A 25381-nucleotide genomic window follows, 5' to 3' on the forward strand; every position below is an offset into this window, starting at 1 on the left:
CGACGTAAGGCACATACGGGAGCAAAGGAGACCATCATTATGGGAAGCTGGAAACATGCGCGCGGCGTGCGGCGCGCGCTGGCGGGGTTGACCGCCGGGCTGAGCGCGTGGGGTGCGGTGCTCTCGTCCTCAGGGGCGGCGTTCGCGGACAACACGGTGGATTTGCCGGACGACTCGATCACGCAGACGCTGCCGGACGGGACAGCGGTGACGTTGTCGGTTCGCGACCAGTACGCGATCATCTCGCCTGCGATGGTGGCGGTGCAGACTTCGCGGAACATGTGGGCGAACGGCACGGTGCGGGTGGATATCGAGGGGCATAGCGACGAGGGCCGCATCACCCCCGGCTACATCGTCGGCTGCCAGTTCACCTTCGGCGCGCAGGCGGGCGGCTCGTTCAACGGCGGCACCGGCAACACCGGCACCGGGCTGAACGCGGCTGCGATCGGCGGGGCGCTGAACGCGCAGAACCTGCAGGGGGTCGGCACCGCGCTCGGCCCGGTCGCCTCGTCGTACTTGCCGAGCGGGAGCATCGGGTTCTCCATCGGACCTGGCCAGGCGGTGGACTACCCGATGCTGCGGATCGAGGAGCCGGACGACTACGGCAACCAGACCTTTGACTCTTACTTCGCGTTCGCGGGCAACCACGGCGGGATCAGCTACACGGATGTGACGTTCAAGGTGGACGGTTGCGCCGGGTACGCCCAGGCGCGGCCTTACACGCGTGTGCGTATCAAGAACTCCAAGACCATGGCGTTCATCATGATCTGGGGGCCCCCTTCAGCATTGGCTGATTCCGGGCTGGAAATCAGGAAGAAGCCTGCAAGAGAAAGAAGGAGGTCTTCCGCTCGCCGAGCGGAAGACCTCCTTCTTTTCGTTTCGGTCGGGCCTTGGGATCAGAACGAGGGGTCGCTCTTTTCGGGAGCTGCGGCGTGCAGGCCGCCTTGGGCCGACGCGGCTTTCGTCTGCGCGGCGAGAAGGTCGCGGATTTGCTCGAGAAGCTCGATCTCCGAGGGCGGCGCTTCGGACTCGGGAATTTCTTTCGTCTTACGCAGATCGGTGAGCGTGTTGAGCGGCAGCACGATGAAGAAGTAGATGATGGCCGCGACCAGGATGAAGTTGATCGCCGCGGAGATGACCGCGCCGAAGTCCAAGAACGTGGCGGGATTGTCTTTGAGGATCTTGAAGCCCAGCCCGGCGGTCGCGTGGTCGCCGCCGAGGACAGCGATGAGCGGCTGAATGATCTTATTGGTGAATGCGGTGACAATAGCGGTGAACGCAGCTCCGACCACCACCGCGACAGCGAGATCGACGACGTTGCCCCGCAAGAGGAATTTCTTAAAACCGCCTAACACAGCCATGGCTCCTGTTGTTCCTTTCGACAAAATGAGGGATCGCCGAGGGGGTGTGCGATCTCGGCTTCTTCACGCTAGCAGGGAAAGAGCACGGACGGATGGGGTTCGCCCGTCCTCAGCGCAAGATCACTGTGACGGGCTGGACCAGGGTCGCGGCGGCGACCGTCTGCGCCGGTTTGTCCGCCATGGCGATCAGGGCGACGCGTCCCTCCGGGGAGCGGGAGCGCTCCGGCTCGGAGACGAGCAGCACCACGGCCCCCCGTGCGAGCACTTCGGGAGGCCTGAGCCCGGTTTGCTTCGTCGTGGCGTCTTCCGGCAATCCCGATTGGCGTTGCGGCACGGTGATCACGTCCACGACGTCGCCGGGCCGGAGCATATCGGCGAGCGCCTGGTCGGGAAGACGGACGGGCACGATTCGGGCCTCTGGGACGGAGGTCGCGAGCTGGGCGAGCCTTGGCGCGATCACGCGTGCGTCCGTGAGCGTCTCGCCGGTCCGGACGGGGCCTGCGACGGTCCGTCCGACGAGCTGCTCCGCCGCGGTGGCGGCGCCCTCGGGGACTTGGTCGGGCGGAAGGCGACGGATCCCGAGGTCGGCGGGCAGCAGCGCGGCCCCTGGCTTGAGATCGTGCGCCGCGACGACCACGGGGAGTTCGCCGGGATGCAGCTGCGCCCGGACGGCAAGACCGGCGGCGAGCAGGAGCAGCAACGTTGCGGCGATCCGACGGGCTGCGACGAGCCGCCACCAGCTCAACCTTGCGTACCACGCGGTGAATGTCGAAAAATGTGCGGATGTGCCCATGGCTCGACCCTAATCCGCTCGAGGGCTCGCGCTCGGCGTTTCACGGCGGTTGTGGACAACGAATGCGTGTTCTCCACAGGGGAGTCGGACGAGGCTCCCGCGATTAGCTCGCGGCGGCGGGAGCCGATGCGCTTCCCGAGCTGGAGCCCGGAGAGCTCGAACCCGCGCTGGACGCGGTTGACGTGGCCGGGGCTGCGGCTGAGGAGCTACTCGCGCTCTCGCTCGAAGGCTTGCTGGAGTTCGTGGAAGCGCCGCCCGAGCCCCGCGCGTCGGTGCGGTAGAAACCGCTGCCCTTGAAGACCACGCCGACCGAGTCGAAGACTTTGCGCAGCCGTCCTTGGCATTGCTCGCACACGGTCAACGAAGGATCGGAGAAGGACTGCACGATGTCGAAGCGGTTATCGCATTGGGTGCAGGCATACGAATAGGTCGGCATACCACGGATTTTAGCAGTCTCGAGAACAGAGTGCCAGATTCGCTCGGGCGAGAGGGCTGCGTCCAGGAGGCGGTCCTCTCGTCCGGACTAATCGAGCGTCGCCAGGGTCGTCCGGAGCACTTTGCCCGACGGGTTGCGAGGCAGCTCCGGCAGCACGTGGAATTGCTTGGGGATCTTGTAGCGCTCGAGCGAATCGCGCAGGAACGCCTTGAGCGCGTCGTCTTCGACACGCGCGGCCCCCTGCCGCAGCACGAGGAAGGCCCGCAGGCATTGTCCGAACTCGGAGTCAGGAACGCCGACGACGGCGGCGTCCGCGACCGATGGATGGGCGAGCAGCGCCTCCTCGACCTCGCTCGGGAAGATGTTCTCGCCGCCCGAGACGATCATGTCGTCCTCCCTGCCGTCCACGTACAGCAGGCCTTTGGCGTCGAAATGCCCCATGTCTCCGGTGGAGATATGGCCGGCGACGACTTCTTTCGCCTTGACTTTCGCGTTCGGGTCCGGCGTGTAGCCCGCATAGGCCGCAGTGCCTTTCGCGAAGATGACTCCGGACTCGCCGACGGCGGCCTCGGTGCGGTCGGGGCGCAGGATCTTCACCGACGCGCCGACGATGGGCCTGCCGACGGTCGCGGGCTCCTCGGCGAGGTCTCTCGGGTCGGCGAACGAGATGATCCCGAGTTCGGTGGTGCCGTAGCCGTTGACCGCAACCGGGCCGAACGCGGCGGTGAAATCGCGGACCACCGGGGCGGGCAGGAGCGCGCCCCCGGAAAGCACCAGTTTGAGCGAGGACATGTCGCGTGCGCGCTCCGCAGCGCGCGCGGCCTCGGTCAGCCGGGCGAGGACGGTGGGGACCGTCATGATCACTTCGACCCCGTGCTCCTCGATGTCCCGATAGAGCAGGTCGGCGGAGTACCGGCGGCGGATGAGCACGGTGTCGCCGAGGGCGAGGAAGCCAAGGCCCGCCGCGATCCCGAGCCCGTGGAAGAGCGGGCTGGTCACTGCGGCGACTTGTCCCGAGCGCAGTCGCGTTGCTGCGAGCGCCGAGGCGAGGGTGAACAGGCCCGCGACGGGCCGGATCGCCCTGGGCACCCCTTTCGGGGCTCCGGTGGTGCCGGAGGTCAGCAGGGTCATTTCCACCGGAAGCAGGGACGGCGTGCGCCGCCGCCGTCCGGCGGTCTTCCTCGGGACGGCTGAGGGATCTGTGGGGACCGCCCTTCGCCCGGTGTAGCCGGCTTCGTCGAGCGTCTGCCCGAGATCCTCGTCGTGCAGCATGAGGTCGATGCCGTGGCGCGAGAGCAGGGGGGCGAGCTGTTTGGCGGTGAGGTCGTAGTTGATGAACACGATTTCTTTGCCGAGCAGGCAGCCCGCGAGCAGGGCGATGACGAAGCCCCGGTGATTGCGGCAGAACACGCCGACCGAGTGGGCACGACGGCTTTGGAGCTCTTGGTAGGAGGCGGCCAGCGCGTCAGCGAGGGCTTCGCTCTCGCCGACGAGATCGCGGTACGTCAGCTTGCCGTCGTCGTCCACCAGCGCGACGCGCTCCGGCCAGCGGGCGGCGGAGATGGCGATCGGCAGGGCCGCGGTCGGGCCGAAGCGCCAGAACGCTGAGAACATCCTGCTCGCTGCGCGAGGACCGGGCGGGACCAGCATTTTCGAACGCAGCACTGCGGTTCCTGCGGCTCCGAGCTGGCGGAGATCCTCTTTGTCGAGCCAAGGCATGGTCACGCTCCCGTCTTCTCGTCGTCGGCTGCTGTCCGCGCGCGAGGCCCGAGGGCCGAACGCGCGTCCGGACTCGTCCAGAGCCCTCGCGTCTGCGGATTGTCCAACTCGCCCATACAGCCTTCCTGTGCGCGCCATCACGCCGCGCGCGTTCTCATGAGGCTATCGCAAAGGTTTCGCGGACCGAGGGTCCGGGGTAGTTTCGCGGCTACGCGTCCGGGCCGGTCGAGTCGACCAGGTCTTGGCGGGGCAGCCAAAGCCGGACGACCGCCGTCCAGACTCCGGCGAGGACCAGGAGGGCCAGGAGGATCGCGACCCACTGCCATGCGGAGAAAGCGTTGACCGCGGCGGCGAGCCAGCTCTGCACGGCGAGCGCCATGGAGATGAGCGGGTTGTTCGGATCGCCGTTCGCCTGGAACAGACGGTATTCGTACCAGCCGTAGTAGCCGACGTACAGGCCGGTGGCGACGACGAGCGCGGCGCTGATGATGCTGATGTACGGCAGGACCCAGCGCAGGGCGGCGGAGATCACGTTGTGGGCCAGGGCCGCGGAGACGGCGAGCGAGCCCACCACGGCGGTCATGCCGCCCGCATAGGCGAGGCAGGCCAGCAGCCCCAAATTGTTCGCCCCGGACCGGAAAGTCAGGCTGATCACCGTGACGAACGAGCCGAAGCCGCAGGACAGCGACGAGATGGCGTACGCGACGCCGTACCCGAACATCGAGCCGATCCGGGCAGTCGGAGTCCCGCCTGACCATTTCGGCAGCCGGACCACCACTTCATTGCCGCGCAGTATCCGCCAGAGGAACCACAGCCCGAGCACGATCATCGTCGCGCCGACGACCATGGTCGCGGCCGGGAGGTAGCGCTGGATCCGCCAGGAAAGAGAATCCGAGAGCAGGCCGAAGGAACCGAAGACCAGGACGAAGCCCAGCGCCATGGCGGCAGTGGCCACGAGCGCGCGCAGCGCCGAGGACAACGACCGCCTGCCTTCTTGCGTGGTGTCCTCGCCGAGGACGACGAGGGAGAGATAGGCCGGGAGCATGGCGAAACCGCAAGGGTTGAGCGCGCCGACCAACCCCTGGATGAAGGCGTAGTAGAGGATCTGGGTGTGGGTCAGTTCCATGTGATGGCTCGTTCTTCTTCCCGCGTCAGCTCAGCGTTTGCCGAGCCCGCTCAGAGAGGGCTTGTTCGGAGACCACGTCGGAGAGCGACGAGGCCTCGCCGGTGGGCTTGAGGAAGACGAAGGTGGGGATCGCGGTGACGTTGGAGCGGAAGAACGCCTCGCCCCTCAGGTCGGTGACCTGTGTGATGCCGCCCAGCCCGTACTTTTGGACGAAACTCCTGATCTGCGCGAGCGCCTCCCCCTCCGAGGGCGCCCTCGACTTGCCCGCGATCCCGATGAAGGCCACCTGGGGGTTCGCCGCCGCCGCGCGCGCAACATGCTGCGCCTCCTGCATGCATTCGGGGCACCATGAGGCCCAGAACCACAACACGACCGGCTTGCCCGCGTAGTCCAGCCCGTTGAATGGCTTGCCGTCCAACGTCGTCGCGTGGAACTGGAGCTGCTGCGGGGCAGGGGCCGCTGCCGCTGCGGGCACGAGGGCCGCGGCGAGCAAGGCGAGCAGGGAGAAGGACGCAGCGCGCGCCCAGGATCGCCGCAGAGTCGTCGTTGCACTCATGGCGACAAGCTTAGGCTGGCGCGGAGCGAGGAACGCGCAACGGCTCCGACGCGTCTCACGCGTCGGAGCGATAGGCGGTGAAGCGGGGGAGGGCCAGCGCGGCAACTGCGATGCCGACGACCACGAGGACTCCGCCGACCGCGGCGGCTCCGATCGGGCCGAGGACGGTCGAGCCGTAGCCGTGCAGCAAGTCGGCGACGCGCGGGCCGCCCGCCACCACGAGGAAGAACACGCCTTGCATTCGTCCGCGCAGCTCGTCGGGCGCGGCGGCCTGGAGCATCGTGGACCGGAACACGCTGGAGAACGTGTCGGCGAGGCCCGCGACGGCGAGACAGGCGAACGCGGCCCAGAACCCCGCCGCGCCCCAGACGGAGAGAGCCCCGCCGAACCCGGCGACGCCGATCCCCCAGGCGGCGATGGCGAGGATGATCGCGAGCCCTTGCCTGCGCACGTGGGGAACCCACCCGGAGAAGAGCCCGCCGAGGAACGCGCCGACCGGCACCGCGGCGTAGAGCAGGCCCAGGTGCGTTCCCCCGTGGATGGGGTCGCCGAGGACTGTGTGGGCTATTTCGGGGAAAAGCGCTCGAGGCATCCCGAAGATCATGGCGATGAGGTCGACGACGAAGGTGGCGAGCAGGATTTGGTCCGCCCGCAAGTGGGAGAAGCCGTCGGCCAGAGCTTTGATGGCCTCGCGCGCCTTGGCTCCGGCGCTGTCGGGGCCCACGCGGCGATCTGCGGCGTTGCCCGGCAGGCTCTGGCGCAGATTCGGCAGCCGGACCGCCGCGCTGATCGTCGCGCACACGGTCACGGCGTCGATGAGATAAAGCCGGGAGAGGCCGACTCCGGGGACGTTCAACAGGACTCCGCCCAGCATCGGCCCGACGAAGGTGGTCAGCCCCACCACAGTGAAGTTCAGCGCGTTCGCGGCGGGCAACTGCCCGTGCGGGAGCAGCAGCGGGATGATGGCTCCTCGGGTCGGGTTGTTCACGGAGAAGAACGCCTGTTGCAGCGAGAAGAGCCCGAGGATGAGCCAGATTTGCGCCGAACCGCTCGCGACGGGCAGCGCGGCTTGGACCCAGAGCAGGACGGAGGTCGTCGCGAGCCCCGAGCTTGTGACGATCAGGATGCGCCTGCGGTCGTAGAGATCGGCCAAAACGCCGCCGAGCGGCGCGAGGACCAGCATCGGCAGCAGCGCGAAGAGCCCGGCGAGACCGACATAGGCGGAGCTTTTGGTGAGCTCGTACAGTTGCACGGGCACCGCGACAACGGTGAATTGCGCGCCGAGCTGGGACACCACGCCAGCGACCCACAGACGACGGAACGACGGGGTTTTCAGCGGAGTGATGTCGGCCAGGAGCTTCGGCATGAGGGCTCCAGCATAAGCAGCCGTTCTCCGCCCGCGCGCCTCACGGGCGGCGAAGAGCTGAGGGCCGAGGGCTGCGGGGTCCGCGCGCCGATTGGGGCGGATCGGCTCGAGCGGTCGGAGTTCAGAGAGAAATTGCTGTTCCGCGCTCTGGATTCCACCCCATCTTTCCCGCGAGGCAACCGGCGTCTTTGCTGCGCCTGCTCGCTGTTTTTCGCCTCGTCGGTCGCGCTGCTCGTGAGCGCCCTCATCTCGTGGACCGCGCTGGCGCTCCTCGCGTACGGTCTCGCGCTGCGGGGAGCCGAGTCGCGCTGCGAACGAGTCCGACGCGACCCGATGGCAGGACTCGCGGCCGCGTGTCCAGGGCAGTTCTCGATGATGGCTTCCGTGATTTCGACTCTGCCATGCTCGGCGCGGCTGTCTTGCCTTTTCTCGGGGCATGGCAGTTCTTCCGCGCGCGTTCTGGGGCGCATCCCCGCCACTGGGCGACGCTGTTCGTCCTCCTCTTTTACTGCGCGGTCGCCCTCCAAGGCTCCGTCCGGTAGAAGGCAGCTGGATCCCGCCAGTCGAGTCTGCGTTCCCGGCGAGGAGCCTTCCTCCGGAACCGGGGGACACGCCCCTGCGCCGGTTGGCGGGTATGACGGCAGATGCCTCGTTATCCTGAGCCTATGCGTGGATCGGTCGTGTCTCAACGTGGTTTGGCACAGAATTTGGCAAGGTGGTGCGGTCTGGCGGTCGCGTTCGCTCTGATCGTGGCAAGTTTCTGCGCCGTGCGAAGCGCGGCGGACCCGGAGCCGCCCGCCGATCTTGGCCCGGCTCCGGCGGCAGTGCTGGAAGAGGTGCTGCAGATCGGCGACCCGGAGGCGTTGCGGCCGATCGATCTGTACCTCGATTTCATCGACCCGAACTGCGCGACGTTGATCCAGCTGTTCGGCGAGGAAATGCGCAAACAGATCGAGGCGCGCAAGCTCGTGGTGAATCTGCGGCTGGTCAGCTACCTCGACCCGTACTCAGCGTCGGCCTCTTATTCCAGCAGGGCGCTGATCGCCGCCTATTTGGTGACAGGGGAGTCGCAGACGGCGGACATGGCCTGGAAGTTCGTGCGAAGGCTTTTCGACAAGGACATCCAGCCGCATCAAGGCGCGCTCAAAGACCTCACCGACCAAGAGCTGGCGGACATCGCCCGGCAGGTCGGGGCTCCGGAATCCGCTGCGCAGTTCATCGCGACCGGCCAAGACCGCGAGAACGTCGACTCGCACCAAATCCATTTGCGGAACATGGCGAGGATGTCCGGCCAGGGGGGACGGGGAACGCCATGGGCCACCTTCATGGGCCACCCGTTCGTCTTGGACGCCGACGGCCAATGGTTGAACCAGCTGGTGTCACCGAGCTCGTCGACGGCCCCTGCGGAGACCGCCGACACCGGGGGGCTCGCCACAGGGGTGAACGTGCCGCACCAAGAAGTCGGACCGGAAGCCACCGTCACCCGTCCCTCGGAGACGCTGCCGCCCACGACGCAGGCTCCCGCTCCGGAAGGGGCTCCCGCTCCCGCTCCGGAAGGGGCTCCCGCTCCCGCTCCGGAGGGGGCTCCCGCGCCTACTCCGGCCCCTGCTCCTGCGCCGGAACAATCGCCCGCGCCGGAGGGGGCTCCCGCGCCCGCTCCCGCTCCGGAGCAATCGCCCGCGCCGCCCGCTGGGCCTGGCGAATGATCGAAGCCGCCGTCGTCGCGCTCGTCGTCGCGGCGTTGCTCGTCCTGCCTGGCGCGGCGCTCGCGAAAGCGGCGGGCCTGCCCGGCGCGTCCGCGCTCGCGGCGGGCCCCGCCGTGACCCTCGGCGTGGTGGGGTTCGCGACGCTCTGGCTCGGCTTCACCCCGATCCGCTGGAACCTCGTCGCGGCCTCTGCGGTGTTCCTCCTGCTCTGGGCCGCGGCGGCGTACCGAGGCAGGGTCTGGCCCCCGGTGGAACCGGCAGAGCCCATGTCGAGGCGGTCGGCCGCCACGATCGGCTCGGGCGTGGCGATCGGCGCGGGGATCTTCAGCTACACCTGTCTGCGTTGGATGCAGCTGCGGACCTCTCGGGGGTTCGACAACATCAGCCAGGTCTGGGACGCCCTGTGGCACGCCAATTTGATCCGGTTCATCGCCGAGACCGGGGTCGCTTCCCCGATCCGCACCGGGGAGCTCATCAATTCGGACAACCACGACGGGCATTTCTATCCGGACGCCTGGCATGCGCTGGTCGCGCTCGGCGAGCCGGCCGCTGCGCTGCTCGGGGTCCGGTCCGGTTACCCCCAGCTGTACAACATCGCGTCGGTGATCACCCCCGCCGTCGTCCTCCCGATCAGCGCGGCTGCGTTGACGTGGCAGCTCGCGCGGGGCAAACTCGGGGAGCGGTGGGCCGCGTACGGGGCGAGCGCCGCCGCCGCGGGCTCGGCGCTGTTCCCTTCGCTCTACGAGGAAGAGGCTTTCGGCTCGGTCCCCTCCGCGGTGGCCATCGCCCTCGCCCCGGTGGTCGCAGTGCTCGCGATGTCGTGCGTGCGGGACCGGTCCCGGTTGCCGGTCGCCGTCCTCGCCCTCGCCGGGGTGACCGCCGCGCATCCTTCGGCGACGGTCGTGGTGGCGGCCTTGCTGATGCTCTGGTGGGCGACGCAGCTGCTGTGGAGCCCGGTCGCGACCCGTCTGAAGGATTTCGCGACCCTCGCGGCGATCCCCGCAGGCGCGGGGGCGCTGCTCGCCCCGATGGCTTTGGGCCTCAGGTCCGCTTCGAACGAGACCGACGCGTTCCCGTTCTACTGGTACGACCTCACTCTCACGCACGCCCAAGCGGCGTTGCGCACAGCGGGTCTCGTGTCGAGGACCGCGGACGAGAGCGCGCCGTTCGAGCATCGCGCGCACCTGATGCTGCCGTTGCTCGCCGTCGCGGCGGCGGGCCTGCTCGCGGCGTTGTGGCTGCGGCAGTGGTGGGCCCCGGTGCTCTGGGCGCTCTTCGTGGTGGTCGCCACGAACGATCTTGTGCCATTCGGCCCTGGCGTGTGCCATCCGTACCCGCAATGCGGGCCGTTGCCGCTGCATCCGGACGGCAGGCCCTCCTCGGACTGGCCGTCGTTCACCGTCCCGTGGTTCTTGGACAAAGCCAGCGGCAGCTTCTACCACGACCCCCATCGCTTGGCCGAGGTGCTGACGCTGCTGGTGACCGGGTTCTTCGGCTTCGGGGTGGCTGCGGCGCTGTGCTGCGCCGAACGGCTTCTGCGCCCGGCGGCGTTCGCGCGCCGCTGGGCGGCCCCCTCGGCGTTCGGGCTCGTCATGGCGCTCATCCTTGGCTACGGGCACCACATGCGCCTCGAACGCGGGGCGCTGGCCTCGAGCAGCCGAAACGATTGGCTGGTCGGACCGGAAGACGTCAAGGCGTACCATTGGCTCGCCGCGCGGCCGGACGTGAACGGCACGGTCGTCCTCAACCAGCTCGAACAGGGCACCGGATGGATGTACGCGGAGGCGGGCCTGAAGCCGATGTTCGCGCACTATCGCAGCCCCAGCTTCAGCGCCGACCAAGCGTGCGTCTACTGGTTCGCCGCCTCGGCTGGCCGGGATTGGCGGGTCGCCGACGCGTTGCGGCGGCTGCGTGTCCGCTACGCTCTCCAGAGCCCGCCGAACTATTGGCCGGATCATCCAGACCCCTTCGTCCACCTCATCGACGCGCCCGGTGTCCTGCCGGTTTACCACGACGGGCCGGTGACGATCTACGAGTTCAGAGATCTGGCCGTGCGGCATGACCAGGAAGATCCGGTCGTCTCGAACGACCAGAACCATTTCTGCAAAGGCTGAGCCCTCGCCCACACGGGTGTGTTCGCGTCTTCTGCCGCGCGGCCCTGCTAGGGTGCCGGAATGCGCGCATTAGTGACTGGTGGAGCAGGGTTCATCGGGTCCACCCTGGTGGACCGATTGCTGGCGGACGGCCACGAGGTCGGAGTCCTCGACGATTTGAGCTCGGGCAAAGCCGGGAACCTCGTCCAGGCCGAGCGCAACGACCGGTTCCAAAGGCTTTGGGAAGTGGACTTGAACTCGCCAGCGGTCGCGGACGTGCTCGCGGACTCGAAGCCAGAGGTGGTCTTCCACCTGGCCGCGCAGATCGACGTCCGCAAATCGGTGGCCGATCCGGCCCACGACGCGCGGGTGAACGTGCTCGGCACGGTGAATTTGGCGCTGGCGGCGGCTGCCGCGGGAGCGCGGAAGATCGTCTTCACCTCCTCGGGCGGATCCATTTACGGCGACCCGACGGGTTTCCCGGTGGACGAGGAGACTCCTGTCGCCCCGCTGTCCCCGTACGCCGCAAGCAAGGCCTGCGGCGAGCTGTACCTGAACATGTTCCGCAGACTGCACGGGCTGGACTGCTCGCACCTCGCCCTCGCGAACGTGTACGGGCCGAGGCAGAACCCGCACGGGGAGGCGGGGGTCATCGCGATCTTCGCCGGGGCGCTGCTGGCGGGGAAGCCGACGAAAGTCTTCGGCGCGGGGACGAACACGAGGGATTACGTGTACGTTGACGATGTCGTGGACGCGTTCGTGCTGGCCAGCGGCGCTTCGGGCGGCGGGGAGCGGTTCAACATCGGCACCGGCGTGGAGACTTCCGACCGGGAGCTGCACAGCCTCGTCGCGCAAGCGGTCGGTGTGCCCGACGATCCGGAGTTCGCGCCTGCCCGGCTCGGCGACCTTGCCCGCTCCTGCTTGGACCCGGCGAAAGCGAGGTCGGTGCTCGGCTGGGAGCCGAGCACCGACCTCGCTGAAGGAATCCGCCGCTCGGTGGCGTATTTCCGATCGGCGGCGGGCTAAGCGCCGACGGCCTTGCGGTTGTCATTATCCGCGTCGGCGTTCTCCACGCCGGGCAGGATCTCCACGATCGTGAAGTATCGGTCCCAGAGCGGCGTCTCGCGGAGTTCTTCGACCAGCAGCTCGTACTCGTGCTGGGAGGTCGTCTCCCAGACGAGGATGTCCGAAGCCTTGGTGGTGGAGAACTCGACGTCGAACCAGCGCAGCTTGACCGAGGGGTGGCGGCGCAGCGCGGACTCCGAATGCGTCGTGAGCTTGGCGAATCGCTTGTCGATGGGGAAGCCGAGTCATTCGGGGCTGGTTTTCACCAGCATGACACGGTCATCACGGGGTTGGACATGTTTTCCTCGCAATACTCGCGATCCTGCCGGAGAGGACTGGCGCGACAGGTCAACGGCCCTCTCCGTTGACCTGTGAGGTTGTCAGCGCCACGAACGATGTTTGTCAGGCGAGGACGCTCAAAAATTCTGCGGCCGTCAAGCGGGGCTGCCGGGCGTTGTCCGGGGCCCGGACGGGCGAGGTGGCGCGCCGGAGAACGGCGCGCCACCTTCGAGAGGCGTGCGGCGCGGCTACTTGAGGTGGCCGACGAGCTCGCCGTCCTTGCCGAAAAGCTCCTCGCTCCACTTCTCCAGCAGGGCGGTGGTGTCGATGTCGTCCGGGTGGAAGCCCCACCGGGTGAACTCCCACATCTCGGGGATGATGCCCTTGATGAAGGGGCCGCGCAGCAGCTGCCACATCTCGCGGGCGACCCGGATGGGCTGGCGCCGTCCGACCGGGTCGGTGGCCGCGATGGAGGCGACGGTGGACAGGATCAGAGCCGGACCCATGAGGACGACGGCGGCCCGCATCATCCAGACGCGGAGCCATTCGGGCCCGTTCGCGGCGCGGTAGACGTCGAAGGCGACGGACTTGTGCTCCAGCTCCTCGAAGGCGTGCCAGTTCAGCAGGTTCTTCACCTCGGGGTCGGTCAGCAGCGCCTGGACTTCTGGGGTGGTGAGCAGCCGAGTCGCCGCGATGGCGGTGAAGTGCTCGGCCAGCGCGGTCGAGGCGAGGGAGGCGTAGCGAAGCAGCGGGTGCCGTTTCGGATCCCTGTCGAGGAATCGCTCCTCGTACCGGATGAAGTATTTGAAGAAGGCCTCGCTCCGGTTCTGGTAGCCGAGTTCGGCCAGCTTCTCGTTGAGGCTGTTGTGCTGCTGGCCGTGCACGGCCTCCTGGCCGATGAACCCTGCCACTCGCTTCTTGAGGACCGGGTCGGTGACCTTGTCCGAGAAACGGCGCACCGACCGGATGAAGGCTTCTTCGCCGGGCGGGAAGCCGAACGAGAGCCCCGCGACGAAATGGCTGAGCGCGATGTTGTCGTCCGCGTAGTAGCGATCCATCGGCTCGGGCTCGCCGAACGGGAACCGGATCCGCCGGACCTTGGGGTAGAGCGCTTTCGTTTTTGCTTGTGGGGCCATGGTCGCTTCCTATGCGTTTGACGGTTTGAGGGCGGCGTTCCGTGGTTGCTCCGGACCCGCGAAATATCTCATACCAATGGTATCACTAAATTGTTTCGGGCATAATCTGGTGGAGGAAGTCGCGTGTCTCGCCGAACGATCGCGCGGGGGCGGTCCAAGTCCGAGGTCGCGGCGCGCGATCGCTCGGCGGAGACTGGGCGCGATGCTATCTGAGGTGGCCGACGAGTTCGCCGTCCTTGCCGAAAAGCTCCTCGCTCCACTTCTCCAGCAGGGCGGTGGTGTCGATGTCGTCCGGATGGAAGCCCCACCGGGTGAAGGCCCACGCCTCCGTGAACGCGCCTTTGAGCAGCGGGCCGCGCAGGAGCTGCCAAGTCTCGCGCAGGATCCGGACCGGCTGGCGCCGCCCGACGGGGTCGGTCGCCACGATCGAAACCAAGGTGCTGAGGATCAGGAGCGGGGTCATGAGGGGCACGGCGATCCGCATCATCCAGACGCGGAGCCATTCGGGCCCGTTCGCGGCGCGGTAGACGTCGAAGGCGACGGACTTGTGCTCCAGCTCCTCGAAGGCGTGCCAGTTGAGCAGTTGCCGGACCTCCGGGTCGGTCATCATCGCCTGAATTTGCGGGGTGGTGAGCGTCCGCGCAGCGGCGACCGCCGTGAAGTGCTCGGCCAGAGCGGTTCCCGCCAACGTCGCGTAGCGCAGCAGGGGGAAGCGCTTCGGATTTTGTCGAGGTAGCGCTCTTCTAGGCGCCGCATGCGCTCGAGGCTCTTCGCGGCCTGGTCGCGGTAGCCGAGTTCGATCAGCTTCTCGTTGAGGCTGTTGTGCTGCTGGCCGTGCACGGCCTCCTGTCCGATGAATCCCGCGACGCGCTTTTTGAGCACGGGATCGACCACGTGGTCGGAGTAGCGGCGCACGGCGCGGATGAAGGCTTCTTCGCCGGGCGGGAAGCCGAACGAGAGCCCCGCGACGAAATGGCTGTACACGATGTTGTTGTCCGCGAAGTAGCGCCGCATCGGCTCGGGGTCGCCGAATCGGAATAGGATTCGCCGGACTTTCGGGTAGCGGGTGCTTGTGGGCTGGGGCATGGTCGTCTCCAAGGGTGCGCTCGGCGGGCCTCAGACGGGTCCGGGATTTCAAGGATTGATCGTGTATCTCATATGAGATATCAGATACCGAGAGTACCACTTAGTGGCGTGGGGCACAACGATTGCTCGTGCCGTTGCGCGCAAAAAGCGGGGGCCGCCCTCCGTCCCGTGTGTGCGACCTGCGGTTATGTCGTCGACGAAGGCCGGAGGAACACGGCGAAGCTGTGCGGGGGAAGCGTCGCGCGTTCCCCGTCAATGGCGGGCTCGCCCCAGGCCAAGACGACTTCGCCCGAAGCCGGCACGGCGACATCGTGCGCGGCGAGGTTCACCGCCACGGTGAAGCGCCCCCTGTGGAGCAGGAACCATCGCGCCTGCTCATCGTGCTCGGTCCGGACGTTCGTCAGGCGCGGGTCGGTGAATTCCCGATGGGCCGCGCGCAGTGCGAGCAAGTCCCGGTAGCACAGGAGCAGCCGCTCGTGCGGCTCGCGGGAGATCTCGGACCAGTCCAGCTTGGAGCGCTGGAAGGTCGCCGGGTCTTGTGGGTCGGGCACCTCCTCGGCGGACCAGCCGTGTTCGGCGAACTCACTGCGCCGCCCTTGGCTGGTCGCCTTCGCGATCTCCGGCTCGGGATGGGAGCTGAAGAACTGGAACGGAGTCGACGCGCCCCATTCCTCGCCCATGAACAGCATCGGGGTGAAAGGGGAGAGCAGCACCAGCGCGGCTTTGATGGCGAGCTGCCCCGGCGTGAGGTAGGTGGAGGGCCGGTCGCCGGTCGCGCGATTGCCGACTTGGTCGTGGTTGCAGGTGTAGACGACGAAACGGGAGGCGGGAGCGGTCTGGGGGTCGATCGGCCTGCCGTGGCGGCGTTTGCGGAACGAGGAGTAGGTGCCCGCGTGGAAGAACGCCCGCTCGAGCGTCGTGGCCAGGCACGCGAGGGAGCCGAAGTCGCCGTAGTAGCCCTGCCGCTCTCCGGATACGGCCGTATGGATCGCGTGGTGCACGTCGTCGTCCCACTGCGCGGCGAGGCCGTCCCCGCCCGAGGCCTGCGGCGTGGTGGTCTTCGGGTCGTTCAGGTCGCTCTCCGCGATGAGGGACAGCGGCCTGCCGACCTTTGCGGACAACGCCTCTGCCGCCGAGGCGAGCTCGGCGAGGATCGGGATCGCGGTGGAGTCCGAGAGCGCGTGCACCGCGTCCAGCCGCAGCGCGTCGACGTGGAACTCCTCGAACCACCGCAGCGCGTTGTCGATCACGTACCGGCGGACCTCGTCGGAATCGGCCCCGTCCAGATTCACCCTTGGGCCCCAAATCGTCGCGTCCGGGTTCAGATACGGGCCGAAACGGTTCAGGTAGTTCCCGGACGGCCCCAAGTGGTTGTACACCACGTCCAAGCAGACCGCCAGGCCCTTGCCATGGCAGGCGTCGACGAACTTCGCGAACTCGCCGGGACCGCCGTACGGCTCGTGCACCGCGTACCAGTCCACGCCGTCGTAGCCCCAGCCCCATTCGCCGTTATACGCGTTCACCGGCATCACCTCGACGAATGTGACGCCGAGGGCGACGAGGTGGTCGAGCTTCGCCGCCGCCGCCGCGAACGTGCCCTCCGGGGTGAACGTCCCGATGTGCAACTCGTAGAGCACGCCGCCCGCGAGCTGCCTGCCCGTCCATCTCGCGTCCGTCCACGACTCGGGGTCCACCGCGAAGCGCTGGGAGAGCCCGTGCACCCCGTCCGGCTGGCGCGGGGAGCGCGGGTCGGGCAGCGGCTTGGGGTCCTCGTCGAGGAGATAGCCGTAGCGGGCTTGCGGGGAGCAGCCGACCTCGGCGGCCCACCAGCCGCCGCCCGTCTGGCGCATCACGTGGTCGTCCCCGTCGACTCGGACACGGACCTGTTGCGCGTTTGGCGCCCATACGGAGAAGCTTTGCGTCACCCGACCATTGTGCTGGTATTCGCCGCGCCTCGCTCGAGCCGGCGCTCCAGCCTGCCTTGGAACCAGGACAGCACGAGGCAGACGACCCAATAGAAGACGGCCGCCGTGGCGTAGAGCGCGAAATATCGGAAGATCGGGGCCGCCGCGATTTGCGCGGTGCGGAACAGCTCGGTGACCTGGATCGTCGCCGCCAGCGAGGTGTCTTTGACCAGCGCGATCAGCGTGTTCGACAGCGGGGGCACGGCGATTTTGGCCGCCTGCGGGAACACGACCAGCCGGAGCGTCTGCCCTCGGGAGAACCCGAGTGCCCGAGCGGCTTCGCTCTGTCCGCTCGGGACGGCGAGGATCGCGGCGCGCACGACTTCCGAGGCGTACGCCCCGACGCTGAGGGAGAGCGCCACGACGGCGGAGGGGAACGGCGGCAGCTTCACCCCGAACTCGGGCAAGGCGAAGTAGATCAAGAAGAGCTGCACCAAAAGCGGAGTGCCCCGGATCACGGACACATAGCTTCGGGCGAGCGCGGACACGGCCCGATTGCGCGATATGCGAGCCAGGGCGGTGAGCACGGCGATCACGAGCCCGAGGACGAAACAGATCGCGGCGAGCGGCAGGGTGACCCTCGCCAGCGCCTTGGCCATCGGCCACAGGTTCGCTGCGACTGTCTCCCACTGGCTCGGGAGCCGGGCCGCAGCGGGGGCCTGCTCCGGCCGCAAGTATTTGGCGCTGATCCGATCCAACGTCCCGTCCGCGCGCAGCGCCTCGAGCGCTGCGCTGGCCTGGCCTGCCAACGGGTCGCCCTTGCGGGCGGGGAAGACGGACGGGGCCCGTTCGGCGAGCCGGACGGCGATGTCCACCTTCGCCTGCGGCACTTTCGCTTTGTACGCGAGAAAAGTCAGGTCGTCTTGGACCACCGCGTCGACTCGGCCTTGCTCTAAGAGGATGAGCGCTTGGGTCGCGTCGGAAGCTTCGAGCCTGGCCCCGAGCTTCGCGGCGAGCACGCCCCAGTTGCTCACCGGGGAGTCGGCGACGAGTTTGCCTTTCAGATCGCCGGGGGAGCGGATCGAGTCGTCGCCCGCCCGCGTGATGATCAGGCCGGTCGCGTAGATGTACGGGGCGGTGAGGCTGTACGCCTGCTCGCGTTCGGGCGTGGCCGCGATCTGGTTGGCGACGAAATCGAATTGCCCAGCGTCCAATCCGGCGAAAAGGGAGTCGAAGGGAGCCTCGACGAATTCGGCCCGCCGCCCCATTTTCGCGGCCAGGGCCCGTGCGACTTCGACGTCGAGCCCGACGAGCTCGCCCGTGGCGGGGTCGTGGTACGTGAACGGGGAGTAGGTGCCTTCGGTGCCGAAGCGCAATGCCTGCTCTGCGCTGGCTGGGGAGCCGACAGCGCCCCACAGCAGGCACAGCACGGCGGTCAAGACGAGTGCGTGACGGCGGATGACAGGCTCCTTCCAGCGGCGGACGCGCTCACCCTAACGGCTTTTCCAGACGCTCGCTCGGCGGCGGCGGGCGGCTTCGGCCTGGTCGTGGCGTGGGCCCGGTTCGGCTAGGCTTGCACGGGTGATCAGCGCGAACTGGGCGTACCTCGTGGCGGCGATCCTGTGCGAGGTGGTCGCCACAACATCGCTCAAGCAAGTGGACGGGGCCAAGAGCCCTCTGCCGCTCGCGTTGGTGGTGGCGGGCTATGGGGCCGCGTTCTACTTTTTGAGTTTGACGCTCAAGGAAATCCCGGTCGGGGTCGCGTACGCGATCTGGTCCGCCGCTGGCACGGTGCTCATCACGCTGATCGGGTGGCTGTGGTTCCGCCAGCATCTCTCCACGACGACGCTGGTCGGGCTGGGGGTCACGGTGGTCGGCGTGGTGCTGGTGAACCTCGGCAGCGGCGCCGGCTGAAGGGCCGGTCAAGGAGCGCGGCGGCAATCCAGCGCGCGGGGCGGCCGGACGCGGACTTGCGCCATGGCCTCCAAGCGCCCCGCGCCGTGCCGCTGGAAGCGCTGACCACGAAGGCGCAAGAGCAGCGAGCCGCTGCGGTATCTGGGGACGGCCGAGCGCACCGCCCTTGTGGCCACTGCCACGTCCTCGGCTGGGGGAGATCCGGGCAACGGCGGAATCGCGCGTCCGGTATATTAGCCTTTATGGCATACATCACACAGCGGATCGCCCAGTTCAAGAGAGCCGGACTCGTCTTCGACGTCAGCGACGCCGGACCGTTGGAAGGCGCGCCCGTGGTGCTTTTGCACGGTTGGCCGCAAGGGTTCGAAGAATGGGATCAGGTCGCGGAGATCTTGCACGCGCGGGGGTACCGGACCATCGTCCCGCTCATGCGCGGCACGAGTCCGGGAGCCCGCCCTCGTTCCCGATTCGCCTATCGGCAGCAGGAGATCGTCGCGGACGTCGTGGAGCTGATCGTGTCGCACGGGCTCGCCCCGGCGCACGTGGTCGGCCACGACTGGGGCGCGATGGCGGCATGGGGGCTGGCCTCGGCCCGCCCGGACTTGGTGCGCACGCTCACCGCGATCTCGGTGCCGCATCCGCGCGCCGCCCTTGGGGTCGGCCCTTGGACCATCCTCGACCAGATGCGGCGCTCGTGGTACGCCGGGCTGTTCCAGATCCCTTGGCTGCCGGAGCGGCTTTTGGCCAGGCAGGACGGATTCATCTACCGACGGCTGATCGGCAGCGGGCAGACGCCGGAGCGGGTTCGGCGAGATCTGGCGAAGATGGCGGATCCCGAGACCGCGCACAGCAGCATCGGGGTGTACCGGGGGGCCGCCTTCTCCTCTCCCTCGATGCTGAAAAAGGTCTCTTCGCCCACCTTGATGATCGGCAGCGACGCCGATGTGGCGATCTCGCCGGTCGCCATGCGGCGGGCCGGGCGCGGCGTGGACGGCCCGTTTCGGCTCGAGATGCTGCCAGGGGTCAGCCATTGGATTCCGGACGAGAAGCCGGAAGTGGTCGCCGACCTGGTCTTACAGCATATCGCCGAGCACGCCGCGAGCTGACCGCCGCCTGACCCCGGTCGGGGCCGCCACGGTTTGGCTTCGCTGATATCACGGGGGTTTAACGGTTGTCAGACTCCGTGTCGGCCTCACCGCGTCTGGCGTTTCCTCTGTTTCACTAGTGACACAGGAGTTGGCTTCTGTTGCAGAAGTTAATCCTTGTTACTGCTGTGACTTATTGATGGAAGGAGAGTGGCGCGAGTTCCGACCCGCGTCCGCCAGCGTATGAAGACGTCGAAAAAAGTCGGTGGCGCAGTCGCTGCCGCCCTGTTGGCGCTCAGCTCCCAAGGAGCGGCGCTCGCCACTCCAGGGACGCCAGTCCACGAGGGCACGTTGGCCGGGAAGACCGTGTTCCTCGATCCCGGCCACCAAGCCGCGAACAACCCCGCCCAGCTGAACCGCAAGGTCCCCGACGGCCGAGGCGGTATGAAGGCGTGCCAGACGAGCGGGATGACCACGGTGACCGGGGTGCCCGAGCACACGATCACCTGGCAGGTCGCCCAGCTGGTCAAGCAGCGCCTGGAGCAGGCGGGCGCGCGGGTGGTCCTCTCCCGTCAAGACGACACCGGCTGGGGCGGCTGCGTCAACGAGCGCGCCGATGCCGAGAACAGCTCCGGAGCCTCGGTCGGCGTGAACATCCACGCCGACTCCACCTCCAGCGGGGCCGACGCGTCGAAGCGCGGCTTCCACATCATCGTGCCGACGCTCCCTCTGCCGGACTCCGAAGCGAACAAGGTGCAGTCCTGGGAAGGCCGCAAAGCCGCGTACCTCATGCGCGACGCCATGACCGCCGCAGGCTTCCCGGTCAGCAACTACCTCGGCAAGAACGGGATCGACGTCCGCTCCGACATCGCCGGAGTGAACCTCGCACGGGTGCCGGACCTCATGATCGAGATGGGCAACGGCTCGAACCCGCAGGAGGCCGCGCAGCTCACCAGCCCGCAGGGGCAGCAGCGGTACGCCGCCGCCCTCGCGGACGGGATCAACCGCTACCTCTCCGGCGCGGACCCGGCGCAGTCCGCCCGCAACCAGACCGCGTCCAAGCCCGCTGTGGCGCAGACTCCTGCTGCGGCGGAGAGTGGTGTGCGTGGTGGTTTTGACGTGGATTTCTTGGGCGGTGTGAAGCGGGATCCTGCTCCTCCGGCTCCGCCGGTGTATCCGGATCCGTCCGGTGGCGGCGGGCAGCCGATCGCGCAGCCTGCGGCTCCGTCGTATCCTGGTGCGACGGGTGGTTACCCTGGGTACAATCCGAGCGATCCGAACGCGGGCTATGTGGATCCGAGCTTGCCGGGGGTGCCGTTGACGCCGCCGCCGGGGGCGAGTCCGGATTGGACTCCGAGCATGCCGGGCGGGATCGGCGGTTTGGGCCAGGCGGCGCCTTCGGGTCCGAACGTGATGTCGATCGCGCAGTTGGTGCCGCAGATCAAGGAGCAGGTGGAGAAGGGCGACGTGTCCGGGCTCGCGACGATGATCGCGCAGCAGGCCGGCGGGTTGATCACGTCTGAGTCCCAGGACATCGGGCAAGGCGTGTCGGCTGTGGGCTCGCAGATCCAGACCGTCCTGCCCATGATGAACACGGTGATTCCGGGCTTGTCCAACATGCTCCCGCAGGCGCAGGCCGCGGCCGTGGTCCAGCTCGAGCAGCAGCGCGCCGCTCGGCAGGGCGCCGGGGTGCGCGGCGGGTACGACGTGGACTTCTTGGGCGGAGTCAAGCGAGATCCCGCTCCGGTCCCGCCGGTCGTCCCCGGCACTCCGATCGCCCAGCCCGCGACTCCGTCGTACCAGGGCTACGCGCAGAACGACCCGAACGCGGGTTACGTGGATCCGGCTCTGCCGGGCGTGCCGCTCACGGCTCCCGCTGGCGCGGGCCCGGATTGGCAGCCGAACATCCCCGCCGGGGTCGGCGGTTTGGGCCAGACGGCTCCTGCCGGGACTTCGGGGCAGGCCGCCCCGACCGGCATGCCGGTCATCAACGTGGCCTCCGTCGTCTCGATGCTGCCCCAGATCCAGCAGGCCGTGCAGAAGGGCGACGTGTCCTCCCTCGCCTCGGTGATCGCCCAGCAGGCGAACGGGTTGATGGAGACGAACTCCACGGACGTGCAGCAGAGCGTGTCCGCAGTCGGTTCGCAGCTCCAAAACGCGTTGCCCATGATGGACACGCTGGTGCCCGGTCTGTCCAACATCCTGCCGCAGGCGCAGTCCGTCGCCGTGAACCAGTTGGAGCAGCAGCGCGCTGTGGCGCAGACTCCTGCTGCGGCGGAGAGTGGTGTGCGTGGTGGTTTTGACGTGGATTTCTTGGGCGGTGTGAAGCGGGATCCTGCTCCTCCGGCTCCGCCGGTGTATCCGGATCCGTCCGGTGGCGGCGGGCAGCCGATCGCGCAGCCTGCGGCTCCGTCGTATCCTGGTGCGACGGGTGGTTACCCTGGGTACAATCCGAGCGATCCGAACGCGGGCTATGTGGATCCGAGCTTGCCGGGGGTGCCGTTGACGCCGCCGCCGGGGGCGAGTCCGGATTGGACTCCGAGCATGCCGGGCGGGATCGGCGGTTTGGGCCAGGCGGCGCCTTCGGGTCCGAACGTGATGTCGATCGCGCAGTTGGTGCCGCAGATCAAGGAGCAGGTGGAGAAGGGCGACGTGTCCGGGCTCGCGACGATGATCGCGCAGCAGGCCGGCGGGTTGATCACGTCTGAGTCCCAGGACATCGGGCAAGGCGTGTCGGCTGTGGGCTCGCAGATCCAGACCGTCCTGCCCATGATGAACACGGTGATTCCGGGCTTGTCCAACATGCTCCCGCAGGCGCAGGCCGCGGCCGTGGTCCAGCTCGAGCAGCAGCGCGCCGCGAAGAAGCAAGACCCTGCGGATCCCGCCGCTCCGACCCCTGCTGCCCCTCAGGCCCCGGTCCAAGCGGCTCCGGTCGCCGAGGCTCCTGCGGCTCCGGCTCCTGCGGCTCCGGTCGCCGAGGCTCCCGCAGCTTCGGCTCCTGCCGCTCCCGCGGCCGAGGCTCCCGCTCCGGTGGCTCCGGTCCTCCCCGAGGCTCCCGCTCCGGTGGTGCCCGCTTCTCCGGTCGCCCCGGAGGCCGTGCCCGCCGCCCCCGCCCCGGCGGCTCCGGCCGCGCAGGAGACCGCTCCTGCGCCGGTCGCGCCGCCCGCGCCCGCGAACTAGGCGCAGCAGCAAGGCTCCCATCGCACAGCAGGAATGGGAAAACGAACGCGCCGACCGAAGCCCAAGGCTCCGGTCGGCGCGTTCTGCTGTGCGCGGGCTAAGAGCGCCACCACGAGTCGAAGGGCGTCACGGGGACGGCCCGCTTGTGCCGTGTCGCGAGGAAGATCTTCTCCAGCTTCGCGCTGACTTCCTCGGCGACCGGCTTGCCTTCGAGGTAATCGTCGAGCTGCGTGTATGTGAGGCCGAGCGCCTCTTCGTCCGGCAACGCGGGACGGTCGTCCTCGAGATCGGCGGTCGGCACTTTCTTGGTGATCGACTCCGGGGCTCCGAGGAAGCGAAGGAGCTGCGCCCCCTGGCGCTTGGTCAGGCCGCTGAGCGGGGTGACGTCCACGCCGCCGTCGCCGTACTTGGTGAAAAATCCGGTGACCGCCTCCGCCGCGTGATCGGTGCCGACGACGAGGTATCCGAGCTGTCCGGCGAGCGCGTACTGCAGCACCATCCGCTCTCGCGCCTTGATGTTGCCCCGCACGAAATCGCGCAGCTCGCCGCCTTCCAGCGCTGTCGCGGCGGCGCTGGCCGTGGCGTCCGCCCCCGGCTTGACGTTCGCGACCACGGAGCGGTCCGGCCCGATGAACTGCAACGAGATCTGCGCGTCCGCCTCGTCGGCCTGAGCCCCGTAGGGCAGCCGCACCGCCAAGAACTGCGCCTCGTGGCCGTCCGAGCGCGCTTTCTCGGCGGCGAGCTGGGCGAGCTTGCCGGCCAGCGCGCTGTCCTGTCCGCCGCTGATGCCGAGCACGAATCCTTTCGCGCCGCTGGCGACGAGGTAGTCGGCGAGGAAGCCGACCCGTCGGTCGATCTCTTCTTGCGAGTCCACCGTCGGCGAGACGGCGAGTTCGGCGATGATCGTTGCGCGCAGTGTCGTCATGGGATCACTGTAACCGCCGGAGGCGCAAAGGGCATGGGTCGCGCTTGCGGCGTTCGGGGCGCTGCCCTCGGATGCGGCGGCCGGCCCGCGGAGCGCGTGGCCGTTTCCTTCTTCCGCCATGTCATCCTGTTGGGATGAACCACGTGCTTGTCGTTTCGGCGACCGAAGCGGAAGCGGCTGGCGTCCCGGCCGGCCTGCCCCTGCTGATCTGCGGGATCGGGAAGGTTCCCTCGGCGACCGCGCTCACGAAGACGCTGGCCCGTTGGCCGGACCCGAAACCGCCCCTTGTCGTGAACGTCGGCACGGCGGGGGCGTTGCGCCCCGGCCTCTCGGGCCTCTGGTTCCCCTCTGCCGTCGTGAACCACGAGATGAACGTGACGTCGATCGAGGAGATGGGCATTTCGCTCACCGCGCGCTACGAGATTCCCGAGGGCGACGGCTCGGTCCTGGCCACCGGGGACGTGTTCGTCAACGACACGGCGCTGCGCGACAGGCTCGCGCTCGGCGCGCATCTCGTGGACATGGAGGGTTTCGCGTTGGCGCACGTCTGCGCCGAATTCGGGGCAACGCTGCAGATCGTCAAACATATCAGCGACGAGGCCGACGAGCGGGCGACGAGCTGGCCGGAGCAGGTCGCGGAATCGGCTGCTCGGCTGGGCGGTTGGCTGCGCGAGCGCTTCCTCGGATGACGCCGCCCGCGTTGGGCCCGCGCTCCTGACGGATCTTCGGTCGTCGTCCGGACGGACTGGCCGATGTTTGGGTATGCTCGGGGAGGCTAAGGGGTTTGTCGAGAAGTTCGGGCTGCGGTCGTGGCGGCTTTTCGGCGGAGCTGCATATCGACGCGCAGGAAAGGTAAGTCATGACGAATGTGCTGGTGCTGGTCGGGAGCGTGCGGACCGGTTCGGTGAACCGCAAGCTCGCCCAGGTGGCGGTGGAAGCAGCGCCGGAAGGCGTGTCGGTGGACATCTATCCGGGGTTGGAGCTGTTGCCGCACTTCAACCAGGACCTTGAGGACAACCCGCCGCTGCCGGACGAGGTCGTGCGCTTCAAAGACGCGGTGAGCGGGGCGGACGCCGTGCTGCTGGTGACCCCGGCGTACAACGGGGCCCCGTCCGCCGTGCTCAAGAACGGGATCGACTGGGCTTCCCGCCCGTACGGCGACGGGCCGATCACGAACAAGCCGGTCGCGGTCATCGGCGCGGCGTACAACCCGAAAGGCGGCCCGCAGTCCATCGGCTTCGCTGGCGCGGCGGCCTCGGTCGCGGGCGGCTCGGTCATCGAGGAGACGGTGTTCGCCTCCATCGGGGCGCTGCCGGACGGCGAGCCGTCGGGCGATCCGCAGATCGTCGAAGGGGTGAAGGCCGTTTTGGCCGCGCTGGTCGGGGCGGCCAAGGGCTGAGCTTCCGTCGGAAAAGCCGGTGGGGCCTCGAATCGTCGGGGCCCCACCGGCTTTTCCGCTTCTGCCGCCCTTGCGCCGGGCGCGGGCGGGACGGGGACGAAGAGCCAGCCTCGGCCCGACACGCCGAAGGAGTCCGACACGCCGGGGCGTGTGGCGCGGACAGGCTTACGACCAGGGAATTTCACAATTGTGATTCACAACCTGTTGTGTTGGCTTGCCTTGTCGGCCACAAGGTGTAGTGTTGAGGGAGCA

The 25381-nt window shown here is 68.1% G+C and carries 20 protein-coding genes and 2 pseudogenes; 9 read left to right on the forward strand and 13 right to left on the reverse strand.

The features are described from left to right. Window positions 1–39 precede the first annotated feature (39 nt). A pseudogene (locus HMPREF9336_RS19225) lies at window positions 40–771 on the forward strand (MspA family porin); the annotation flags it as partial. 125 nt (window positions 772–896) lie between these two features. Here the strand turns inward: HMPREF9336_RS19225 and mscL are convergent. From mscL to HMPREF9336_RS14670, 7 genes are all read right to left on the reverse strand, one after another. Beyond that, window positions 897–1355, reverse strand: coding sequence for a large-conductance mechanosensitive channel protein MscL (mscL, locus tag HMPREF9336_RS18055; protein WP_021030773.1), 459 nt, complete (start codon window positions 1353–1355; stop codon window positions 897–899). A 115-nt stretch (window positions 1356–1470) separates the two neighbouring features. Beyond that, window positions 1471–2154 carry an SAF domain-containing protein gene (locus HMPREF9336_RS14645; RefSeq protein WP_007468365.1) on the reverse strand — a complete coding sequence of 228 codons (684 nt, stop codon included), beginning with the start codon at window positions 2152–2154 and terminating at the stop codon, window positions 1471–1473. 103 nt (window positions 2155–2257) lie between these two features. Beyond that, window positions 2258–2590, reverse strand: a complete 333-nt coding sequence (locus tag HMPREF9336_RS14650) for an FmdB family zinc ribbon protein (RefSeq protein ID WP_007468367.1) — start codon at window positions 2588–2590, stop codon at window positions 2258–2260. An 87-nt stretch (window positions 2591–2677) separates the two neighbouring features. Further along, complete coding sequence (locus tag HMPREF9336_RS14655; protein WP_021030774.1) at window positions 2678–4309, reverse strand: AMP-binding protein; 1632 nt, start codon at window positions 4307–4309, stop codon at window positions 2678–2680. Window positions 4310–4517: 208 nt separating this feature from the next. Beyond that, window positions 4518–5435, reverse strand: coding sequence for a cytochrome c biogenesis CcdA family protein (locus HMPREF9336_RS14660; RefSeq protein ID WP_007468370.1), 918 nt, complete (start codon window positions 5433–5435; stop codon window positions 4518–4520). A gap of 25 nt (window positions 5436–5460) precedes the next feature. Continuing rightward, window positions 5461–5991 carry a TlpA family protein disulfide reductase gene (locus HMPREF9336_RS14665; RefSeq protein WP_007468372.1) on the reverse strand — a complete coding sequence of 177 codons (531 nt, stop codon included), beginning with the start codon at window positions 5989–5991 and terminating at the stop codon, window positions 5461–5463. 55 nt (window positions 5992–6046) lie between these two features. After that, window positions 6047–7357, reverse strand: coding sequence for an MFS transporter (locus HMPREF9336_RS14670; protein ID WP_007468373.1), 1311 nt, complete (start codon window positions 7355–7357; stop codon window positions 6047–6049). Between the two features lie 749 nt (window positions 7358–8106). Here HMPREF9336_RS14670 and HMPREF9336_RS17645 point away from each other — a divergent pair. Genes HMPREF9336_RS17645 through HMPREF9336_RS14690 form a run of 3 tightly spaced genes read left to right on the forward strand, consistent with a single transcriptional unit; the run spans window position 8107 to window position 12182 of the window. Next, window positions 8107–9063, forward strand: a complete 957-nt coding sequence (locus HMPREF9336_RS17645) for a DsbA family protein (protein ID WP_244431679.1) — start codon at window positions 8107–8109, stop codon at window positions 9061–9063. Continuing rightward, window positions 9060–11177: a DUF6541 family protein gene (locus tag HMPREF9336_RS14685; protein ID WP_021030777.1), complete on the forward strand. Its 2118-nt coding sequence runs from the start codon at window positions 9060–9062 to the stop codon at window positions 11175–11177. Before HMPREF9336_RS17645 ends, HMPREF9336_RS14685 begins: the two co-directional genes overlap by 4 nt. Window positions 11178–11237: 60 nt before the next feature. Then, window positions 11238–12182 (forward strand): NAD-dependent epimerase/dehydratase family protein, encoded by a 945-nt coding sequence (locus HMPREF9336_RS14690; protein ID WP_007468379.1) that lies wholly within the window; start codon window positions 11238–11240, stop codon window positions 12180–12182. Here the strand turns inward: HMPREF9336_RS14690 and HMPREF9336_RS19365 are convergent. From HMPREF9336_RS19365 to HMPREF9336_RS18070, 5 genes and pseudogenes are all read right to left on the reverse strand, one after another. Then, window positions 12179–12454, reverse strand: a complete 276-nt coding sequence (locus HMPREF9336_RS19365) for a darcynin family protein (protein ID WP_211235483.1) — start codon at window positions 12452–12454, stop codon at window positions 12179–12181. The two genes, HMPREF9336_RS14690 and HMPREF9336_RS19365, sit on opposite strands and share 4 nt — an antisense overlap. Before the next feature lie 294 nt (window positions 12455–12748). Further along, window positions 12749–13636, reverse strand: coding sequence for a metal-dependent hydrolase (locus HMPREF9336_RS14695; protein WP_007468381.1), 888 nt, complete (start codon window positions 13634–13636; stop codon window positions 12749–12751). 205 nt (window positions 13637–13841) lie between these two features. Further along, window positions 13842–14722: pseudogene (locus tag HMPREF9336_RS18065) on the reverse strand (metal-dependent hydrolase). 185 nt (window positions 14723–14907) lie between these two features. After that, a complete protein-coding gene (gene treZ / locus HMPREF9336_RS14705) occupies window positions 14908–16647 on the reverse strand; it encodes a malto-oligosyltrehalose trehalohydrolase (RefSeq protein ID WP_007468384.1) in 1740 nt (579 codons plus the stop codon). After that, complete coding sequence (locus HMPREF9336_RS18070; protein ID WP_007468386.1) at window positions 16644–18065, reverse strand: ABC transporter substrate-binding protein/permease; 1422 nt, start codon at window positions 18063–18065, stop codon at window positions 16644–16646. The genes treZ and HMPREF9336_RS18070 overlap by 4 nt, the downstream gene beginning before the upstream one ends. A gap of 142 nt (window positions 18066–18207) precedes the next feature. Here HMPREF9336_RS18070 and HMPREF9336_RS14715 point away from each other — a divergent pair, with 142 nt between their 5' ends. From HMPREF9336_RS14715 to HMPREF9336_RS19105, 3 genes are all read left to right on the forward strand, one after another. After that, window positions 18208–18540: a DMT family transporter gene (locus HMPREF9336_RS14715; RefSeq protein WP_007468388.1), complete on the forward strand. Its 333-nt coding sequence runs from the start codon at window positions 18208–18210 to the stop codon at window positions 18538–18540. 242 nt (window positions 18541–18782) lie between these two features. After that, window positions 18783–19646: an alpha/beta fold hydrolase gene (locus tag HMPREF9336_RS14720; protein ID WP_007468390.1), complete on the forward strand. Its 864-nt coding sequence runs from the start codon at window positions 18783–18785 to the stop codon at window positions 19644–19646. Window positions 19647–19868: 222 nt separating this feature from the next. Continuing rightward, the gene (locus HMPREF9336_RS19105) at window positions 19869–22805 is read left to right on the forward strand and encodes an N-acetylmuramoyl-L-alanine amidase (protein ID WP_021030781.1); all 2937 of its coding nucleotides are present in this window, start codon (window positions 19869–19871) and stop codon (window positions 22803–22805) included. A 97-nt stretch (window positions 22806–22902) separates the two neighbouring features. Here HMPREF9336_RS19105 and nadE read toward each other — a convergent pair whose 3' ends face one another. Beyond that, entirely contained in the window at window positions 22903–23730 is an 828-nt protein-coding gene (gene nadE / locus HMPREF9336_RS14735) for an ammonia-dependent NAD(+) synthetase (RefSeq protein ID WP_007468394.1), read from the reverse strand. A 134-nt stretch (window positions 23731–23864) separates the two neighbouring features. Between nadE and HMPREF9336_RS14740 the strand changes: the two genes are divergently transcribed. Together HMPREF9336_RS14740 and HMPREF9336_RS14745 are read left to right on the forward strand one after the other, a co-directional pair. Continuing rightward, window positions 23865–24419 carry a nucleosidase gene (locus HMPREF9336_RS14740; RefSeq protein ID WP_021030783.1) on the forward strand — a complete coding sequence of 185 codons (555 nt, stop codon included), beginning with the start codon at window positions 23865–23867 and terminating at the stop codon, window positions 24417–24419. Between the two features lie 170 nt (window positions 24420–24589). Beyond that, window positions 24590–25129: an NAD(P)H-dependent oxidoreductase gene (locus HMPREF9336_RS14745; protein ID WP_007468397.1), complete on the forward strand. Its 540-nt coding sequence runs from the start codon at window positions 24590–24592 to the stop codon at window positions 25127–25129. Window positions 25130–25381 lie beyond the last annotated feature (252 nt).

Source organism: Segniliparus rugosus ATCC BAA-974, assembly GCF_000185725.2.
GTDB lineage: Bacteria > Actinomycetota > Actinomycetes > Mycobacteriales > Mycobacteriaceae > Segniliparus > Segniliparus rugosus.

Bases quoted from the DNA above. Each gene is read 5' to 3' on its own strand.
- HMPREF9336_RS14645 (WP_007468365.1), bottom strand. From the start codon at position 2,154: ATGGGCACATCCGCACATTTTTCGACATTCACCGCGTGGTACGCAAGG.
- HMPREF9336_RS14740 (WP_021030783.1), top strand. From the start codon at position 23,865: ATGAACCACGTGCTTGTCGTTTCGGCGACCGAAGCGGAAGCGGCTGGC.
- HMPREF9336_RS14670 (WP_007468373.1), bottom strand. From the start codon at position 7,357: ATGCCGAAGCTCCTGGCCGACATCACTCCGCTGAAAACCCCGTCGTTC.
- nadE (WP_007468394.1), bottom strand. From the start codon at position 23,730: ATGACGACACTGCGCGCAACGATCATCGCCGAACTCGCCGTCTCGCCG.
- HMPREF9336_RS14695 (WP_007468381.1), bottom strand. From the start codon at position 13,636: ATGGCCCCACAAGCAAAAACGAAAGCGCTCTACCCCAAGGTCCGGCGG.
- HMPREF9336_RS14650 (WP_007468367.1), bottom strand. From the start codon at position 2,590: ATGCCGACCTATTCGTATGCCTGCACCCAATGCGATAACCGCTTCGAC.
- HMPREF9336_RS14745 (WP_007468397.1), top strand. From the start codon at position 24,590: ATGACGAATGTGCTGGTGCTGGTCGGGAGCGTGCGGACCGGTTCGGTG.
- HMPREF9336_RS14690 (WP_007468379.1), top strand. From the start codon at position 11,238: ATGCGCGCATTAGTGACTGGTGGAGCAGGGTTCATCGGGTCCACCCTG.
- HMPREF9336_RS19105 (WP_021030781.1), top strand. From the start codon at position 19,869: ATGAAGACGTCGAAAAAAGTCGGTGGCGCAGTCGCTGCCGCCCTGTTG.
- HMPREF9336_RS14665 (WP_007468372.1), bottom strand. From the start codon at position 5,991: ATGAGTGCAACGACGACTCTGCGGCGATCCTGGGCGCGCGCTGCGTCC.
- HMPREF9336_RS14685 (WP_021030777.1), top strand. From the start codon at position 9,060: ATGATCGAAGCCGCCGTCGTCGCGCTCGTCGTCGCGGCGTTGCTCGTC.
- HMPREF9336_RS14655 (WP_021030774.1), bottom strand. From the start codon at position 4,309: ATGCCTTGGCTCGACAAAGAGGATCTCCGCCAGCTCGGAGCCGCAGGA.
- HMPREF9336_RS14660 (WP_007468370.1), bottom strand. From the start codon at position 5,435: ATGGAACTGACCCACACCCAGATCCTCTACTACGCCTTCATCCAGGGG.
- HMPREF9336_RS14720 (WP_007468390.1), top strand. From the start codon at position 18,783: ATGGCATACATCACACAGCGGATCGCCCAGTTCAAGAGAGCCGGACTC.